Raw genomic sequence first — 16243 nt, 5'->3', positions numbered from 1 at the left:
TCTACACTACTCCCCATTTTCATAGAAAAACATCATTCTATTTACGAAAGCATCCTTTGCCGGCTCTTCATTCCCTGATACTTTTTCTACAGTCTCTTCTTTTGGCTTTTCATAACGATGATAGCTTTCATATTCTTCATTTATCCATAGTATAGCGAAATAAAACAAAATCGTACAACTTGTAAATAATAAAAATACTTTTATCCCATCAAAAGTTAATTTTAAAGCTCGGCGCATTGTAAATTCCTCCAAAATATAAGTTATTACAACATATGCCAAGCTTTCACCAATTTATACCTTATTCAAATAAAAAACCTCTTCCTAGTTAAATAGGAAAAGGTTATTTTTCATCCGTTTCATTTTCTTGACAATTTTTACAAATCCCATGGAATGTTAAACGATGATCCTTCACCTTAAAGCTCCAGTCATGTTCTACTTTCCTTTCCACTTCACCAAGTAAATCTTCTTGTATTTCTTGTACAGCACCACATTGTGTACAAATCAAATGATGGTGGAAACGCTGCGCACCTTCTTGGCGTAAGTCATAGCGTGAAACACCGTCTCCGAAGTTAATCTTATCGACAACTTTTAACTCAGATAATAGTTCTAAAGTTCGATAGACGGTTGCTAATCCGATCTCTGGCGACTTTTCTTTTACAAGGAGGTAAACATCTTCTGCGCTTAAATGATCTTCTTCATTTTCTAGCAGCACACGAACTGTTGCTTCACGTTGCGGTGTTAATTTGTAGCTCGCTGCATGTAATTGCTTCTTAATTCGTTCAATTCTTTCTTCCATTCGGTACTACTCCCTCCTCGCCACTCTTACACCATTATATCAGAAGAAGGGCTTCTGTCAAAAGAAAAACAATAAAAACAAATTGATAATTATTCTCATAAAGTATTTATTGTTTATTAATAGCCTCAACGACTTCTTTCATTAAAACTGGTGATGCATAAGCCTCTACACTAGAAGCAAGAGCTAACACCGCTCCAATTACAAGAAAGAAGCATGTATAACGGATCAATAATGGTAATAGCGGCTCAGTTATTTTTCGGATAAATTGATGCCTAATCATGCGTAAGGAAAAACTTGCGGCAATTGTTGTCATAACGAGAAATACTGGGATGATAATGAGATTTTGTGGCAATACAGAAACGAATGCTAATAATAATCCATTCCATCCATGCTGACTTACTAAGAAACCTACTGTAAATCCGACAACTACTCCTTTTGCAAATAATAAAATAAAAATGAGTGGCAATCCAATAATTGAAATCCCTAAAATCCAAATAAATCCAATGTATTTTAATTGTGAAAAGTAACTTTCTCGAAACATTTCGCCTGCAATAGCAAATTCTCCTTTAGAAACTTGTCCAAAAAAACGTTGCAAATAAAATGATAAATCTTGTTTTTGATTTAATTGTAAACTATTTACAAGAATCGCTCCAAATATTACTCCCATCAATAACAAAACAGCGTTAAATATATATAATGAAGAGTTTTCCTGTATGTGAGACATTACACGGTCTTGCCAAGTTTTTCTCCACATTTTTCTTCCCTCCGTTCACACTCTTACTAAAAATGTATGAAAGAAAGAAAAAAGTATGACGAATTAACATTGAAATTCCGCTCTACTTTGCTAAACTAAAAAGTAGAGAATAGGAGGGATTTCTCTTGAAACCATTATTATTAGATTTTCCAACATTATTTCAAACTGAACGCTTACAGGTTCGTAAGCCATTTCCAGGTGATGGTGCAGAAGTGTATGAAGCAATACAAGCTTCTCTAGAAGACTTAGTACCGTGGATGCCAATTAACGCTGAAACAGAAGAAAGTGCTGAAGAAATCGTTCGTAACGCTCACGGACAGTTTTTACTTCGTGAAACACTTGATTTTCACTTATACGATAAAGTATCTGGTACATTCATCGGAGCTATAACGCTCAAGCCTGAAAACTGGGATATTCCAAAGTTTTCACTTCACTTCTGGCTACATAGCGCTTATACAAAACAAGGCTATATGACCGAAGCTGTGAAAGGTGCCATTCAATTTGCCTTTGATAAGCTAAGCGCTCGAAGAATTGAAATTCGTATTGATGCAACAAATACAAATGCATGTAACTTAGCAGAACGTTTAGAATTTATTCTAGAAGGTACAATGGAAAATGATTTCATAGCACCAGATGGTAGCTTACGTGATGCACGCGTATATGCAAAAATTAATTAAAAACACTCGCCTTTGGCGAGTGTTTATTTTTGTAGTTGTAAATATTGTACTGCAAACATCGTCTTCGCATCGTGAATACGAAGATCTTTCATAAGAGTAGTTGCTTCTTCTAATGATACTTCCATTAATTCCACAAACTCATCTTCATCTAACGCAGCTTTATTTTCTTTTTTCGTCAAACCTGTCGCTTTATATACATATAAAATTTCATCTGCAAATCCTGGAGATGTATAGAAAGAAGTAATAAGCTCCATATTTTCACATACATAACCTGTTTCCTCTTCTAATTCACGAACTGCTGTCACCTCAGGTTTTTCACCTGGTTCTAACTTGCCAGCCGGAATTTCTATAATCGCCTTTTCAAGCGCTTTACGATACTGCTCAACAAGCACAATTTTCCCCTCATCAGTAATAGCAATAATAGCAACTGCACCAGGGTGATTTACAATTTCACGTTTACTCATTGCCCCATTTGGTAATACTACATCATCAACACGAACTTTTATAACTCTACCATCAAAAATCGGCTCAGTTTTTACTGTTCTCTCTGCAAGATTACTCATACTACTTCATCTCCCTGTTCTATTTCCTATTCTTTCCTCATACATTTTACCACATTGAAAGGAGCGTGATAGAAATGAAAGTTTATATTTTACCAAATCGCGTCACTTTAGTCGGAAAAGCATGGCAAATTCGCCATAAGCTAAAACAATATGGCAAAGAGTATACAACTGTACAAGAGTGGATTACAGCAACTAAAAAGTAAACGTTTGTCAACCTCTTTTCCCTTGCGTACAATAAGAATAAGGAGAAGGAGGTTGAACTATGAAAAAACGTCAATTAGGAAACTCAGATTTATTTGTGACAGAAATGGGACTTGGCTGTATGTCCCTCGGTACATCTGAAAAAGAAGCCCTGCGTATTATTCATGAAGCAATCGATTTAGGAATCAATTTTTTTGATACAGCGGATTTATATGATTATGGATTAAACGAAGAATTTGTTGGAAAAGCCTTAAAAGGAAAACGAGACCAAATTATCCTTACAACGAAGGTTGGGAATCGATGGACAGAAGAAAAAAACGGCTGGTCTTGGGATCCTTCTAAAAATTACATAAAGGCTGAAGTGAAAGAAAGTTTACGTAGACTTCAAACTGATTATATTGATCTTTATCAACTTCACGGCGGGACGATTGAAGATCCTATAGATGAAGTAATTGAAGCCTTTGAAGAATTGAAAAAAGAAGGTATCATTCGCCATTACGGTATTTCTTCTATACGTCCAAATGTCATCCGTGAATATGCACAGCGTTCAAATATCGTTAGTGTTCTAATGGAATATAGCCTTTTGAATCGTCGCCCTGAAGAATGGTTCCAGCTTCTTAATGAACATCAAATTAGCGTTATTGCTCGCGGACCACTTGCGAAAGGAATATTAACTGATAACAATACAAGAAAGATAGAAAGAGTAAAAGAAAAAGATTACCTTTCTTATTCTTACGATGAATTATATGCGACGCTTGCGAATGTAAAAGAAATAATTGGAGAAAACTCCTTAACTGGAACAGCTATTCAATATTGCTTACATAACGAAACTGTTGCAGCTGTTATACCTGGTGCAAGCTCTATTGGGCAATTGCAAGAAAATGTACAAGCTAGTAAACAAACACAGTTAACAACAGCAGAATATATCCAGCTTCAGCAAATTGTGAAATGTGATACGTACGCATTACACCGATAAAAAGACGCTACCATACTGGTAGCGTCTTTTTATAACGTATCATATTTATCAGGATTCGTTCCTACATGTAAATTACGATTTAACGTATTAATTTGAGTCATCTCTTCTTCTGTTAATGAAAAGTCAAAGATAGAAAAATTCTCCTGAATGCGAGATGGTGTAACAGACTTAGGAATCGTCACAATCCCGCTTTGAATATCCCACCTTAATATAACTTGCGCAGGTGTTTTTTCATATTTAGTAGCAATGGCCTGAATAATCGGGTGCTGAAATACTTCTCCGCCCCTCATTAATGGACTCCATGCTTCCATTTGAATTTGCTCACCTTGACAGAAATCACGCAATTCAAATTGTGTTAACATTGGATGAAGTTCCACTTGGTTTACCATCGGCTTTATTTTGCAATTTGGTAATAGCAGTTCTAAATGATGTTTATGGAAGTTAGAAACACCAATCGCGCGCACTTTACCTTCTTCATACAATTTTTCTAATGCTCGGTACGTATCAACATACTTCCCTCTTATTGGCCAATGTATTAAATATAAATCTACATAGTCCATTTGTAATTTTTTTAAGCTTTTCTCAAACGCCTCAAATGTTTCCTCGTATCCTTGATCATCGTTCCAAACTTTTGTTGTAATAAAGATGTCTTCTCTCGGAATCCCTGATTCACGAACTGCTTCTCCGACACCGCTTTCATTTTCATATACAGCTGCTGTATCAATCGAACGGTATCCAACTTCTAGCGCTGTTTTTACTGCTTGTTTTACTTCGTCGCCTTCTTTCGCTTTATAAACGCCTAAACCAATCATCGGCATTTTTACGCCATTATGAAGTGTAGTTGTTGGAATGTGCACAGTCGTCTCCCTTTCATCATTACATTTTTTTATAAGCCACCACTTTATTTGAACAAGATTCAACCAAAAAGTCAAAACATATGTACAGTTTACATAATAAACTTATATACTTTCTAAAATAATGCGAACTCATTCATTCACATTATTTCCCATCCATTTCTTTGCTTTTTCATCAACATTACGTACAAACTCAGTTTTCCCTTCCGAATATAACGCACCTTCATATGTATACTTTTCAGCTAATTCTTTCTTTAAAGTTGCATATGCCTCAGCTTCTTCACAATGAGCCATCATATAATCACGAAATGCTAAATGCCTTACTATCTCAGGGTTTCCTTTTTCAAACACGTGTAAGTGATACGAGCGTTTTTCCTCCGTTCCATGAATAAAATAACGACGTCTTGAAATACCATTCTCCCCTTTTACGATATAGCCAAGCTCTTCAAAACGTTCATTCCACCTATCTACTCTGTCGATACTCTCTACTTCCATGATCATATCTATAATTGGTTTCGCTGCCAGTCCTGGCACCGACGTACTTCCAATATGATGGACCTTCACCTTTTCTGGCATCGCCGCTTTTAATCTTTCAGCCTCCATTTGAAATTTTTTACCCCAATGATTTTCATGCGGAACAACTACAATTTTTCTCATTCTAACTCCCCTTTTCTTACAAGCTCGTCAAAAAAATGATCAGCGTTATTCACTGATCATTTTCGTTATTATTTAAAGTCTTTCCAAGTAAGGTTACTTTCACTTAACAGTTCTTCAAATGATTTATTCTTTTCACGTTCTTTTTGTTCTTGGCGCTTTCTTTCCTGTTCAGCTGTCACTTTTTCCTCTTCTCTCACTTGCAACTCTTTCTTCTTATTCTTTAATTGCTGCATGAGTGAATCATTTAATTGATCACCTAATGTAAGCGACTCTTTCTTTTGTTGATTCACTTGCGCTTGTCTTTGCATTTGTCTTTGTTTCTTTTTCTTCATACTACTCACCTTTTACTTTTTTCTCCATTATAGTAGATACACAATGAACTCGACAATAAAAAAGGTCCTTTACTCTATTATTCACTTTTTGTAAATATGTTAATTTTTCGAAAAAACTATTTTTTGTATAGATATAATCCTATGAATCTATTAAAATTATGTCGTATGATGTCAGATTATAAAAAAAGGAGAATTAGATTATGTGGAAAAAAATCATTCCTGCTGTTGCCGTTTTAAGCACCATTACTTTTTCAACCGTATTTGCTGCTCCCCCATCCCAGACTCCAGCTGAACAAAACCGCTACATAGACGTACAAATGCTTGGTATTAATGATTTCCATGGACAACTAGATACGGTTAAAAAAATTAATAACAAAAAAGCTGGTGGCGCTGATTACTTAGCTACTTATTTAAAAGAACGTAAAAAGCAAAACCCGAATACACTTCTCGTACACGCTGGCGATATTGTCGGAGCTAGTCCACCAGTTTCAGCATTGTTACAAGACGAACCAACGATTGAATTTTTAAATGACTTAAAATTTGATGTTGGTACAATCGGAAACCACGAATTTGATGAAGGTATTGATGAAATGAAACGTCTCATTTACGGTGGCTATCACGAAAAAACAGGGAATTTCAAAGGTGCAAATTTCCCTTATGTCGCTGCAAACTTCTATAATAAATCCACTGGCCGCTTATTTTTACCGCCATTTACTGTAAAAATGGTAAATGGTGTGCCTGTAGGATTCATTGGTGTAGTTACAACTGATACACCAAATGTCGTGATGCCTACTATGCTTAAAAATGTAGAAATCACTGACGAAGTAGAAGCAATTAATAAATCAACGCAGCAATTAAAGCGTCTTGGCGTTAAATCCATTGTCGTCCTTGCTCATGTCGGTGGAACAACAGATGAGTCTGGTGTGACAAATGGAGACCTTACTCGAATTGCAAATGAAACAGATCCGGAAGTTGATGTTATTTTTGGTGGGCATAGTCACACGTATGTAAATGGTACTGTAAATAATAAACTAATCGTCCAAGCGAACTCTTACGGAATGGCTTTCTCAGATGTAGATGTAACAATTGATCGTAAAACAAAAGATATTGTAAAGAAAAAAGCTGAAGTTGTTACAACATACCATGAAGGTGTAGAACCTGATAAACAAGTAAAGAAAAAACTAGATCAATATAAAGAAAAAATTGCACCGCTTGTAAATGAAGTTGTCGGAAAATCTACAGCACCTATCGACCGTAAACAAAATGATGCTGGTGAGTCCACTCTTGGAAATTTAGTTGCCGATGCCCAGCGCCAAACGATGCAAACTCAAATCGCACTTATGAATCCGGGCGGCATTCGTAATGACTTAGATGCTGGCGATATTACATGGGGCGAATTATACGGCATTCAGCCTTTTGGAAACCAATTAATTAAAGTAGATTTAACAGGTCAAGATATTCGCGACATTTTAAATCAACAATGGCAAAAAGGAACGACGAGAATGCTTCAAATTTCAGGTATTCAATATACGTGGGATGCAAATAAACCAAACGGTGAAAAAGTTACAAATATACGTTTAACAAACGGTGAAGAATTATCTCCATCTAAAACGTATAGCGTAGTGGCAAATGCCTTTTTAGCTTCTGGCGGTGATGGATTTGTATCATTTAAAAATGGTAAAAATGCAGAAACTGGTCCAAACGACTTTGAAGCGCTAGTCGATTACGTAAAACAATTAAAAGAACCTATTCAGCCAACTATCGATGGTAGAATTCAAAAAACAAATTAAGTACACTCATAATAAAACAATCTTAATTTTTCATCGTAAAAGATACACATAAACCTTTTATCCGTCATATATGTGAAACCTAAAAAGGATACTCGTTCTTACAATGAACATAGTATCCTTTTCTTTATTTATCAATATGTGATGTGTTGTTAAAATCATATTGTTGTAAAAATTGTTGTAACGCCTCTTCTACAAGTTTAGATTTTTGAATTCCTTTCGATTCTGATATAACGTCTAGTTTTGCTAATATTTCTTTATTAATAGAAAAGGTACGTTTCTTTTTTTCTGTACTTATATTCATCATGGGCGCAATTACTTCTTCTTTCTTTCTTAATAACTCATAAATACTTTGTAATTGTTCATAAATTAATAGTTGATAATCCGTTTTCGCATATTGAAGGGCTGTCGCTTCTTGGAGTTGTAAGTGACGCGGTTCTTCTCCATCTCCTACAAAAATACGCTTTTTCTGTTCTCCATCATATTCGTATCCAATCAATCTTAATTTCTTCGATAATGTATACGGGCTTATTTCAAGACGTTTTGCTATAATAGCGATGGATTCACGCCTATTTAAACAATCGATAATTTCTCCAATCGTCACAATTTCCCTCCTCCCATATTGAAATGACACTAGTATGGTATGTTACAATGATTTTCTAACAGTATATGCAAAACGAATAGCCTGTGCGATTCATACGATTTTAGAAAAGGAGGTTTTCAATATGCTTTTTCGTAGCAATACCCCGCAGTTCTATAATGAAAATAAAAAACTCATTCCTAATAGTATCGCTACGATGGAAAGCGTTATGATTAACAACCGAAAACAAACTCTCCTTATGCGCGGGCAAAACGTAGAGCAGCCTATTTTATTATGCTGTCACGGTGGACCAGGCATGGCACAAATCGGATTTATTCGTCATTTTCAAAAAGAATTGGAGAAACACTTCATCGTAATTAATTGGGATCAGCGCGGGGCAGGTAAATCCTTTTCAATGAAAGATTTCGGAGCAAATTTTACAATCGAACAATTCATTTCCGATGCAAAAGAAGTGATTCAATATGTACTTAAAAAGTTCAATAAACAGAAACTATTTCTCGCTGGTCATTCTTGGGGAAGTATTATCGGGCTTAACATAGCACACTATTATCCACAATATATCGAGGCTTATATCGGTATTGGGCAAATTGTACATATGAAACAAAACGAGGAATTACTATATCAGCATTTAATTCGTTCTGCAAAAAAATATAATCATAAAAAAGCATTAGCGTCCCTTTTAAAATTAGGAAAACCGCCATTTTTAGATACGAGACGCCTTATTATTCAAAGAAAATGGCTTGGCACATTCGGAGGTGCAATCCAAAACGGATCTTCCTTTTCTTTCATACGAAAAGGCTTCTTTTCTCCCGAATATACACTATTAGATTGGTTCAAGTTTCTCGCAGGAAATTTAAAATCTGGCGTTTTATGGGAAGAAATGTTGACAATCGATTTCTTTTCTTCTATTACGAGTTTATCTATTCCAGTTTATTTTTGTTCTGGTCGCTATGATTATCAAACTCCTTATGCACTCGTTCAGGAATATTGTGATGTAATAGAAGCACCGATAAAAAAGATGATTTGGTTCCCAAATTCAGCACATTCTCCCGATTTAGAAGAGCCAGAATTATTCGCTCGTTCTTTACAATCCATTAAACAAGAGCTAGCTTTTCACCATTAGTAACAAAAGGCTCTTTTACATTTCATAAAAAACAATTTATAATAATATGTCGCAACTATGTATAAATCTAGCAAGGTGATTCATATTTCCTTGCCTTAACACAATAAAATTTTGGGGAGATTACATTTATTATGAATGCTGTACTCATTGCAGTAGCAGTTATGCTATTGCTTAGTCTGTTACGTGTCCAGGTCATTGTCGCCATCATTGTTGGAGCTTTAACAGGCGGACTTATCGGTGGACTCGGTATTTCAGAAACGATTAACACTTTTACAACTGGTCTTGGAAACAGTGCTCCAATCGCTTTAAGTTATGCAATGCTTGGTGGTTTCGCTATTTCTCTTTCCAAAACCGGACTTCCAGATGCTATGATTCAAACTGCATTAAAGTGGATTGGCAATGAACAAGACACGAAAAAACAAGTTTACTCTAAAATACTTATTCTATTTATCATTTTAACGATGGCTTGTTTCTCACAAAATGTGATTCCTGTTCACATCGCTTTCATCCCCATCTTAATTCCAGCACTTTTAAAAGTATTAAATGAGCTGAAAGTGGATCGCAGACTTGTTACATGTATTATTACATTCGGATTGATTACTCCTTATATGTGGATTCCAGCAGGGTTCGGAAAAATTTATCATGATGTATTGCAAACAAATGCTGCGCAAAGCGGTCTTACATTTGATGTCGCGCTTATTCCAAAAGCAATGACTATTCCAGCAATCGGTATGATTATCGGATTATGTGTAGCGGTTTTCATTACATACCGAAAGCCTCGTACGTATGAAACAGAACAAATTCATACTACCGAAAATGAAATCGTTCCCTATACAAAGCGTAGCATTACTTTCGGATTATTATCTATCATTGCCACATTAACTGTTCAATTAGCAACAGAATCCATGATTTTCGGTGCTTTAGCGGGGATTATCGTCTTATCAGTAAGTGGTAGTCTACCTCTTAAAGAAGCAGATGCGATATTAACAAGTGGAATGCGCATGATGTCCTTTATCGGTTTTGTTATGATTGCAGCCGCTGGATTTGGTGCTGTTCTTCGAAAAACAGGACATGTTGAATCTCTTGTACAAACAAGTGCACATATAATTGGAAATAATAAACCACTCGCAGCCTTTCTTATGCTTGTGATTGGACTTCTTGTTACGATGGGAATTGGTTCATCTTTTTCAACCATCCCTATTTTAACAACAATTTTTGTACCTCTTTGCATGCAGCTTGGATTTAGTCCAATGGCCACCATTGCAATTATCGGTACAGCCGGAGCGCTAGGCGATGCAGGATCTCCAGCATCAGATAGTACACTTGGACCAACATCCGGTTTAAATGCTGATGGTCAACACCATCATATATGGGATACATGTGTACCAACTTTTCTGCATTATAATATACCGTTACTTATATTCGGCTTTATTGCCGCCATTACATTATAAAAAGGTGCGTTTTATACGCACCTTTTACTTTTTTATTTTTCCTTTTAATTGTTGCATCGCTATTTTCCCATTTTCTTCGATACAACTTTCCATTTGTATAAATGACGGACCTGCCCACTCACTGTCTATACTCCCGTTCAGTCCAATAATTTTCAATTTATCCGGTATACGGATATTTAATTTTTTTGCTGCTCGAATTAACTCAAAGGTAATCTTATCACTTGAAGTTACAATTCCATCTATATACGGATAAGTTTGCAATAATGTAACAAACTGTTTATTCGTATACCCTTGTACACATTCTTCTCGATAAGAGATTCCTTCCTCCCAAACAGCGTCTAAAAATCCTGATATGTACTCTTCCATTTCTTCACTATCTTCGCCCTCACCGAAATAAGCAAGAAAGTGACAACCTTTTTCTTTTAATAAAGAGACCGCTCTTTGGCCACTTTCATAATAATTTGCATGAGATTTTTTTTCATCAATCACAACAAACGGAAGTGGGATTTCTCCTATACTTTTAAAAACGGATCTTGTCAAAATAACACCTGCAACGTTATTTTCCTTCAACATATGTATGTATCTATCTTTATTCTCTATATTACAAACAATAATTTGATATCCTTCTTTATACGCTATTTCCTCAATACAATGTAGCAAAGTGATGTTTGATGAGTCATATAGATTATCTACAAGTAATGCAATTATCGTTGAATTCTCTTTAAATAGTGGCTTTGCTGCACTATTTGGCCTATAACGTAATTCCTCAATTGCTTCCTTTACTTGTTTTACTGTGTCCTCATGAACGTATCCTTTTTCATTTATAACTCGTGAAACGGTTGCGACTGAAACACCTGCCAATTTTGCAACATCACGTATAGTTGCCACATCGTCACCCCTTAATATGGTAATAGATTACAATTTTACGGTAACCTAAATTACAATATTCGTCAAGGTTAATAATTTATATTTCTGAAAATTGTTACATCATTACACTAAACTATATTCTAATTGAATTTCATGTAAAATCGGGATATTATCATACCCAATGCGCGGAATTTCTTTCTTTATTTTTCGTGCCTCTTCCACCGCATTTACATATAAATTCGTCATCAAAAAATTACGTTTTTGGTAAAAACGTAACGCATTCATATTATCATTTGTTGTTATAAGCCAAACCTTCCTGCACCGTTCTTCTTCTGCAACTCGTAATACACAATCCACAAGTTTTGTCCCTATTCCTTTTCTTTCTTCAAAGCTATCTAACGATACAATTTCGCACATATTTCCGATCAATTCATACGTTACAATTCCGATTATTCTGTCTTCTGAGAGCGCAACAAATCCTGGCAACTCTTCTAACTGATGTCCCTTACCACGTGAAACCATCAATGAACTCCCCCAGTTCTCACACATGAACATTCGAATTGTTTCTTTCATCGCTGGCGTAATTTTTTGTATATGCACCATTTCCTATTTCTCCCCTTTTCTATCCTTGTGATACAATATAAGTGTATCACATGTAACGGTATTTGGAGGATGAGGTAAAGTATGAAACGTTTTTTTGCAGCATTGTTTACTATACTAGGTGCGATAACTGCCCTTGGGATTTTCTTTACAAATAAGGTGATGTACTTAAAGAAAAAAACAGAGGAAGAAATACTCGAAAGAGAAACGAAAAAACATTTTCGTATAGAGGATTTTGAAGCTCTTCATAAAGAAGAAATTCATATTCCTTCGCAATTCGGATATGATCTTCACGGATATTACATTCCTGCCGGTCATTCCAATAAGTTTATGATTTTCTGTCACGGCGTAACTGTAAATAAAATGAACTCTGTAAAATATGCAAGGTTATTTTTAAACAGAGGATATAATGTCGTTATTTATGATCATCGTCGTCATGGTAAGACTGGGGGAAAAACAACAAGCTATGGATACTATGAAAAGCATGATTTAAAATCTGTAGTTGACTGGCTAAAAGGTCGTTTTGGAACAAATATAACACTCGGTATTCATGGTGAATCGATGGGCGCTGCAACACTTCTTCAGTACGCAGGACTTGTAGAAGATGGTGCTGACTTCTATATTGCAGATTGTCCTTTCTCTGATTTCTACGGACAATTACAGCACCGTTTAAAGGTTGAATTCCATTTACCAAAATGGCCTTTATTACCTTTAGCAAATGCTTTCTTAAAAGTGCGTGACGGTTATACGATTCGTGAAGTTTCACCAATCGATTGTATAAAAAACATTAACAATCCCGTCCTCTTTATTCATAGTAAAGATGATGATTATATTTTAGCTGATATGACGAAAGCACTCTATGAAGCAAAGGAAAACAATAAACAACTTTATATTGCAGAAAACGGCGCACACGCTTGCTCTTATAACGAAAATAAAGAAGATTATGAAGCAGCCATTGATCAATTTTTAAACTCATATGTAAAAGAAACAAAAAACAGGCTTGCATAAGCCTGTTTTTTTATTGCGCTAAAACGTCTGTAACTTGTTCCATATTTTCAGAAATCCACTTTATTGCATCATCTAACGTTGGAAATTCTGTCGTTTGAAATGTTACCTCATCTTGCAGTAACCAAACATCCTTTGACTCTTGTCCTACACCAGCAATGGACCAGTGCAACAAACTATATGGATGATTATCATTCAAAAATGATGCCCACGTGCGCTCATTTGCAATATTTCGTAATGTACGTAATTGTTTATCCATCTTTCGTCACCTTACTCTAGTCAGTTATAAAAAACATTATAACACTCTCTTCTCTTCCAAAGAAAGTGCTCTTTTCATATTGTCAAGTACTTCTCTTGATTATATGATGAAATTAAGCGTTTTGGAAGGAGGGATAGCGTTGGCTAAAGTACAAATTAAAGTAAATGATAATGGCTCTTTTCGCGTTACAGGGGACGTGGAATTAGTTGATTCACAAGGGAATGTATTCCCAGCAAAACCGGCATTTTCTTTATGCCGTTGTGGTTTATCAAAAAATATGCCTTATTGCGATGCTTCGCATAAAGGAAAATTTGAATCTGTTGTTAGAGCACCAGAGGCAGAATAATTTCACATGTGACATGCACATTTTTTTGTGCATGTTTTTTCTTTTTAGCAACACCGTTATATCCCTTCTCCTTACAACATTTCTAATACTTTTGTCTCCATCTCAGCCTACATATATTTTCACACAATTCTTCACATTCTAATACTTTTTACTAGCCTTTTATTTTTTTTGTGCTATAATTTGAGCAAACAACATCCTTCGGGGTCGGGTGAAATTCCCAACCGGCGGTGATGAAGTGCAAACTTCTAAGTCCGTGACCCGTTTTCAACTCGAAAACGGTGGATCTAGTGAAACTCTAGGGCCGACAGTATAGTCTGGATGGGAGAAGGATATGTTTTCTAGTAATTTTATATAGCGAATACACTTTTATTTCAGTATGCATATTTTTATAGATTCAATTCAAATCTATATATATGTTTTATTTTGTATACTTATCTTTCTATGCTGAAATAAAAAGATACGACTAGCGTTTGAAAAATTTGATATTTTTGCTAGGTTTCTTCCTTATGCCAAAATATCAATCATCGTTAGGTTTCTTTCCTATACTTTCGTATTCGAACTATATTTCTAGAAATCACGTCTCCCAAACCCCAAGGATATAAAATCCTTGGGGTTTTTTGATTTTTTTAGGAGAGGTGAAGAAAATGACAGATCAAGAATATATGAGGATTGCTCTGCAATTAGCAGAAGGAACATCTGGGCAAACAAGTCCAAATCCTATGGTTGGTGCTGTTGTTGTAAAAGACGGAAACATCGTCGGTATGGGGGCTCATTTACGTGCTGGTGAAGAACACGCAGAAGTTCATGCTCTTCATATGGCTGGTGACAAAGCAAAAGGAGCCACCGTGTATGTAACACTTGAACCGTGTAGCCATTTTGGAAAAACACCACCTTGCTGTGAATTGCTCATCAAAAAAGAAGTCAAACGGGTTGTAATTGCTACTCTTGATTGCAATCCTCTCGTTTCTGGTAATGGAAAAAAAAGATTAGAGGAAGCTGGCATCGAAGTAACTACCGGTGTTCTGGAAGCAGAAGCAGTTTTATTAAATCGCTACTTTTTTCACTACATGAAAACGAAACGTCCATTTGTAACAATAAAAACAGCGATGAGCTTAGACGGAAAAACAGCAACCGTAACCGGTGAAAGTAAGTGGATTACAAGTGAAGATGCACGAGCTGATGTTCATCAATATCGTCATACACACGATGCAATTCTTGTTGGAGTGAATACAGTTATAGCTGATAATCCGCATTTAACAACAAGAATTCCTAACGGGGGGCAAAATCCTATACGCGTTATTTTAGATACCCATTTACGAACGCCACCATCTTCTCATGTCATAACAGATAGTTTAGCACCGACATGGATTATAGTTGGTACGGATGTAAATCCAGAGAAAATAGCTTCTTATGAATCTGAAAATATAGCTATATTCCAAATGAAAACGAAACAGATTGAAATACAGGATGTTTTACACCTACTCGGCGAAAAACAAATTCTTTCTCTTTTCGTCGAAGGTGGTCAAACCGTTCATGCAAGTTTCTTACAAACAAAGTATTTCAATGAAATTGTAACTTATATAAGTCCAAAATTAATTGGTGGAAAAAATGCCCCTACTTTATTTGGCGGCAATGGTTTTTCAACATTACAAGATGCACTTTCCTTGGAAATTCAAGAGATGAAACAAATTGGCGGCGATATAAAAATTGTTGCGCATGCCCGAAGTGAGGTGATGGAATGTTTACAGGAATTGTAGAAGAATTAGGAACGATTGCAAACATGCAACAAAGCGGCGAAGCGATGAAGTTAACGATTCATGCCAATAAAATTTTATCAGATGTTCACTTAGGTGATAGCATCGCGGTTAACGGTATTTGCTTAACTGTAACGAGTTTCACAACAACTTCATTCACAGTAGACGCAATGCCTGAAACGATGCAATCAACATCACTTCGCATGCTTAAACCGCAATGCAAAGTAAATTTAGAACGTGCAATGGCTGCAAACGGACGATTCGGTGGACATTTCGTTTCAGGACATATCGATGGCATCGGAACGATATTAAACAAAAAACAACACTATAATGCCGTCTATTACAAAATAGCTATTTCTGATGAATTGCTACGCTATTGTTTGCATAAAGGGTCCGTTGCTGTTGATGGAACGAGTTTAACAATATTTGATATAGACGAATCTTCCATTACAATTTCACTCATCCCGCACACAGTAAGTGAATCTGTTATCGGAGAAAAGAATGCCGGTGACATCGTAAACATTGAGTGTGACATGATTGGTAAATATATCGAACGCTTTATTTCTAAACCAGTAAAACGAACAGGTTCAATGACCGAAAGCTTTTTACAAGAAAACGGATTTCTATAAGGGGGAAGCAT

At 35.8% G+C, this 16243-nt stretch carries 21 protein-coding genes and 1 riboswitch; of the genes, 10 read left to right on the top strand and 11 right to left on the bottom strand.

Annotation, left to right across the window (positions count from 1 at the left end; all coding sequences use genetic code 11):
* Positions 1-6 precede the first annotated feature (6 nt).
* The 3 genes from QCI73_RS07185 to spoIIM all read right to left on the bottom strand — a co-directional run bounded on the left by QCI73_RS07185 (position 7) and on the right by spoIIM (position 1520).
* On the bottom strand, positions 7-237 hold the full coding sequence (locus QCI73_RS07185; protein WP_001250432.1) for a YqzK family protein: 231 nt from the start codon (positions 235-237) through the stop codon (positions 7-9).
* A gap of 103 nt (positions 238-340) precedes the next feature.
* Complete coding sequence (gene fur, locus QCI73_RS07180) at positions 341-796, bottom strand: ferric iron uptake transcriptional regulator (protein ID WP_000392655.1); 456 nt, start codon at positions 794-796, stop codon at positions 341-343.
* Positions 797-902: 106 nt separating this feature from the next.
* Positions 903-1520: a stage II sporulation protein M gene (spoIIM, locus tag QCI73_RS07175; protein WP_223290733.1), complete on the bottom strand. Its 618-nt coding sequence runs from the start codon at positions 1518-1520 to the stop codon at positions 903-905.
* A 155-nt stretch (positions 1521-1675) separates the two neighbouring features.
* Here spoIIM and QCI73_RS07170 point away from each other — a divergent pair, with 155 nt between their 5' ends.
* On the top strand, positions 1676-2227 hold the full coding sequence (locus QCI73_RS07170; protein WP_000803491.1) for a GNAT family N-acetyltransferase: 552 nt from the start codon (positions 1676-1678) through the stop codon (positions 2225-2227).
* Positions 2228-2250: 23 nt separating this feature from the next.
* Here QCI73_RS07170 and QCI73_RS07165 read toward each other — a convergent pair whose 3' ends face one another.
* Entirely contained in the window at positions 2251-2790 is a 540-nt protein-coding gene (locus QCI73_RS07165) for an NUDIX hydrolase (protein WP_000067038.1), read from the bottom strand.
* A 74-nt stretch (positions 2791-2864) separates the two neighbouring features.
* On the opposite strand from QCI73_RS07165, the gene mciZ reads away from it, so the two are divergent.
* Both mciZ and lolS read left to right on the top strand, forming a co-directional pair.
* Positions 2865-2993: a Z-ring formation inhibitor MciZ gene (gene mciZ / locus QCI73_RS07160; protein WP_000870299.1), complete on the top strand. Its 129-nt coding sequence runs from the start codon at positions 2865-2867 to the stop codon at positions 2991-2993.
* 59 nt (positions 2994-3052) lie between these two features.
* Complete coding sequence (gene lolS, locus QCI73_RS07155; protein ID WP_353822706.1) at positions 3053-3967, top strand: aldo/keto reductase; 915 nt, start codon at positions 3053-3055, stop codon at positions 3965-3967.
* A gap of 29 nt (positions 3968-3996) precedes the next feature.
* On the opposite strand, the gene QCI73_RS07150 is transcribed toward lolS, so the two are convergent.
* The 3 genes from QCI73_RS07150 to QCI73_RS07140 form a co-directional block, all read right to left on the bottom strand.
* Positions 3997-4824, bottom strand: coding sequence for an aldo/keto reductase (locus tag QCI73_RS07150; protein ID WP_353822705.1), 828 nt, complete (start codon positions 4822-4824; stop codon positions 3997-3999).
* 129 nt (positions 4825-4953) lie between these two features.
* Positions 4954-5478: a GrpB family protein gene (locus QCI73_RS07145; RefSeq protein WP_353822704.1), complete on the bottom strand. Its 525-nt coding sequence runs from the start codon at positions 5476-5478 to the stop codon at positions 4954-4956.
* A gap of 68 nt (positions 5479-5546) precedes the next feature.
* Positions 5547-5810: a YqkE family protein gene (locus QCI73_RS07140; protein ID WP_353822703.1), complete on the bottom strand. Its 264-nt coding sequence runs from the start codon at positions 5808-5810 to the stop codon at positions 5547-5549.
* Between the two features lie 200 nt (positions 5811-6010).
* Here QCI73_RS07140 and QCI73_RS07135 point away from each other — a divergent pair, with 200 nt between their 5' ends.
* Positions 6011-7600 carry a bifunctional metallophosphatase/5'-nucleotidase gene (locus QCI73_RS07135; protein WP_353822702.1) on the top strand — a complete coding sequence of 530 codons (1590 nt, stop codon included), beginning with the start codon at positions 6011-6013 and terminating at the stop codon, positions 7598-7600.
* A gap of 124 nt (positions 7601-7724) precedes the next feature.
* Here the strand turns inward: QCI73_RS07135 and QCI73_RS07130 are convergent, their stop codons facing one another.
* Complete coding sequence (locus QCI73_RS07130; protein WP_000151910.1) at positions 7725-8201, bottom strand: ribbon-helix-helix domain-containing protein; 477 nt, start codon at positions 8199-8201, stop codon at positions 7725-7727.
* A gap of 121 nt (positions 8202-8322) precedes the next feature.
* On the opposite strand from QCI73_RS07130, the gene QCI73_RS07125 reads away from it, so the two are divergent.
* Together QCI73_RS07125 and QCI73_RS07120 are read left to right on the top strand one after the other, a co-directional pair.
* A complete protein-coding gene (locus tag QCI73_RS07125; RefSeq protein ID WP_000898953.1) occupies positions 8323-9321 on the top strand; it encodes an alpha/beta fold hydrolase in 999 nt (332 codons plus the stop codon).
* A gap of 131 nt (positions 9322-9452) precedes the next feature.
* On the top strand, positions 9453-10772 hold the full coding sequence (locus tag QCI73_RS07120; RefSeq protein WP_327922534.1) for a Na+/H+ antiporter family protein: 1320 nt from the start codon (positions 9453-9455) through the stop codon (positions 10770-10772).
* 24 nt (positions 10773-10796) lie between these two features.
* On the opposite strand, the gene QCI73_RS07115 is transcribed toward QCI73_RS07120, so the two are convergent.
* Together QCI73_RS07115 and QCI73_RS07110 are read right to left on the bottom strand one after the other, a co-directional pair.
* On the bottom strand, positions 10797-11660 hold the full coding sequence (locus QCI73_RS07115) for a LacI family DNA-binding transcriptional regulator (RefSeq protein WP_353822701.1): 864 nt from the start codon (positions 11658-11660) through the stop codon (positions 10797-10799).
* Between the two features lie 102 nt (positions 11661-11762).
* Positions 11763-12242 carry a GNAT family N-acetyltransferase gene (locus QCI73_RS07110; RefSeq protein ID WP_000233414.1) on the bottom strand — a complete coding sequence of 160 codons (480 nt, stop codon included), beginning with the start codon at positions 12240-12242 and terminating at the stop codon, positions 11763-11765.
* 81 nt (positions 12243-12323) lie between these two features.
* On the opposite strand from QCI73_RS07110, the gene QCI73_RS07105 reads away from it, so the two are divergent.
* The gene (locus QCI73_RS07105; protein WP_014893526.1) at positions 12324-13247 is read left to right on the top strand and encodes an alpha/beta hydrolase; all 924 of its coding nucleotides are present in this window, start codon (positions 12324-12326) and stop codon (positions 13245-13247) included.
* A 10-nt stretch (positions 13248-13257) separates the two neighbouring features.
* Here the strand turns inward: QCI73_RS07105 and QCI73_RS07100 are convergent, their stop codons facing one another.
* The gene (locus tag QCI73_RS07100) at positions 13258-13503 is read right to left on the bottom strand and encodes a YqkC family protein (RefSeq protein WP_000360809.1); all 246 of its coding nucleotides are present in this window, start codon (positions 13501-13503) and stop codon (positions 13258-13260) included.
* Positions 13504-13642: 139 nt separating this feature from the next.
* Between QCI73_RS07100 and QCI73_RS07095 the strand changes: the two genes are divergently transcribed.
* From QCI73_RS07095 to ribE, 3 genes are all read left to right on the top strand, one after another.
* Complete coding sequence (locus QCI73_RS07095; RefSeq protein WP_001151582.1) at positions 13643-13849, top strand: CDGSH iron-sulfur domain-containing protein; 207 nt, start codon at positions 13643-13645, stop codon at positions 13847-13849.
* 190 nt (positions 13850-14039) lie between these two features.
* Positions 14040-14183: riboswitch (FMN riboswitch) on the top strand.
* A gap of 310 nt (positions 14184-14493) precedes the next feature.
* Complete coding sequence (ribD, locus tag QCI73_RS07090; protein WP_353822700.1) at positions 14494-15606, top strand: bifunctional diaminohydroxyphosphoribosylaminopyrimidine deaminase/5-amino-6-(5-phosphoribosylamino)uracil reductase RibD; 1113 nt, start codon at positions 14494-14496, stop codon at positions 15604-15606.
* The gene (gene ribE / locus QCI73_RS07085) at positions 15588-16232 is read left to right on the top strand and encodes a riboflavin synthase subunit alpha (RefSeq protein ID WP_000493918.1); all 645 of its coding nucleotides are present in this window, start codon (positions 15588-15590) and stop codon (positions 16230-16232) included. Before ribD ends, ribE begins: the two co-directional genes overlap by 19 nt.
* Positions 16233-16243: the final 11 nt, after the last annotated feature.

It is taken from the genome of Bacillus cereus group sp. MG16, assembly GCF_040459875.1.
GTDB lineage: Bacteria > Bacillota > Bacilli > Bacillales > Bacillaceae_G > Bacillus_A > Bacillus_A paranthracis.
Note: the sequence above shows the minus strand (reverse complement) of the source record. Positions and strands in the feature narration are given on the sequence as shown.

What these genes read in the sequence shown, in the direction of transcription:
- QCI73_RS07185 (WP_001250432.1), bottom strand. Translation starts at nt 237, where the DNA reads ATGCGCCGAGCTTTAAAATTAACTTTTGATGGGATAAAAGTATTTTTA.
- fur (WP_000392655.1), bottom strand. Translation starts at nt 796, where the DNA reads ATGGAAGAAAGAATTGAACGAATTAAGAAGCAATTACATGCAGCGAGC.
- spoIIM (WP_223290733.1), bottom strand. Translation starts at nt 1,520, where the DNA reads ATGTCTCACATACAGGAAAACTCTTCATTATATATATTTAACGCTGTT.
- QCI73_RS07165 (WP_000067038.1), bottom strand. Translation starts at nt 2,790, where the DNA reads ATGAGTAATCTTGCAGAGAGAACAGTAAAAACTGAGCCGATTTTTGAT.
- mciZ (WP_000870299.1), top strand. Translation starts at nt 2,865, where the DNA reads ATGAAAGTTTATATTTTACCAAATCGCGTCACTTTAGTCGGAAAAGCA.
- lolS (WP_353822706.1), top strand. Translation starts at nt 3,053, where the DNA reads ATGAAAAAACGTCAATTAGGAAACTCAGATTTATTTGTGACAGAAATG.
- QCI73_RS07145 (WP_353822704.1), bottom strand. Translation starts at nt 5,478, where the DNA reads ATGAGAAAAATTGTAGTTGTTCCGCATGAAAATCATTGGGGTAAAAAA.
- QCI73_RS07140 (WP_353822703.1), bottom strand. Translation starts at nt 5,810, where the DNA reads ATGAAGAAAAAGAAACAAAGACAAATGCAAAGACAAGCGCAAGTGAAT.
- QCI73_RS07135 (WP_353822702.1), top strand. Translation starts at nt 6,011, where the DNA reads ATGTGGAAAAAAATCATTCCTGCTGTTGCCGTTTTAAGCACCATTACT.
- QCI73_RS07125 (WP_000898953.1), top strand. Translation starts at nt 8,323, where the DNA reads ATGCTTTTTCGTAGCAATACCCCGCAGTTCTATAATGAAAATAAAAAA.
- QCI73_RS07120 (WP_327922534.1), top strand. Translation starts at nt 9,453, where the DNA reads ATGAATGCTGTACTCATTGCAGTAGCAGTTATGCTATTGCTTAGTCTG.
- QCI73_RS07110 (WP_000233414.1), bottom strand. Translation starts at nt 12,242, where the DNA reads ATGGTGCATATACAAAAAATTACGCCAGCGATGAAAGAAACAATTCGA.
- QCI73_RS07105 (WP_014893526.1), top strand. Translation starts at nt 12,324, where the DNA reads ATGAAACGTTTTTTTGCAGCATTGTTTACTATACTAGGTGCGATAACT.
- QCI73_RS07100 (WP_000360809.1), bottom strand. Translation starts at nt 13,503, where the DNA reads ATGGATAAACAATTACGTACATTACGAAATATTGCAAATGAGCGCACG.
- ribD (WP_353822700.1), top strand. Translation starts at nt 14,494, where the DNA reads ATGACAGATCAAGAATATATGAGGATTGCTCTGCAATTAGCAGAAGGA.
- ribE (WP_000493918.1), top strand. Translation starts at nt 15,588, where the DNA reads ATGTTTACAGGAATTGTAGAAGAATTAGGAACGATTGCAAACATGCAA.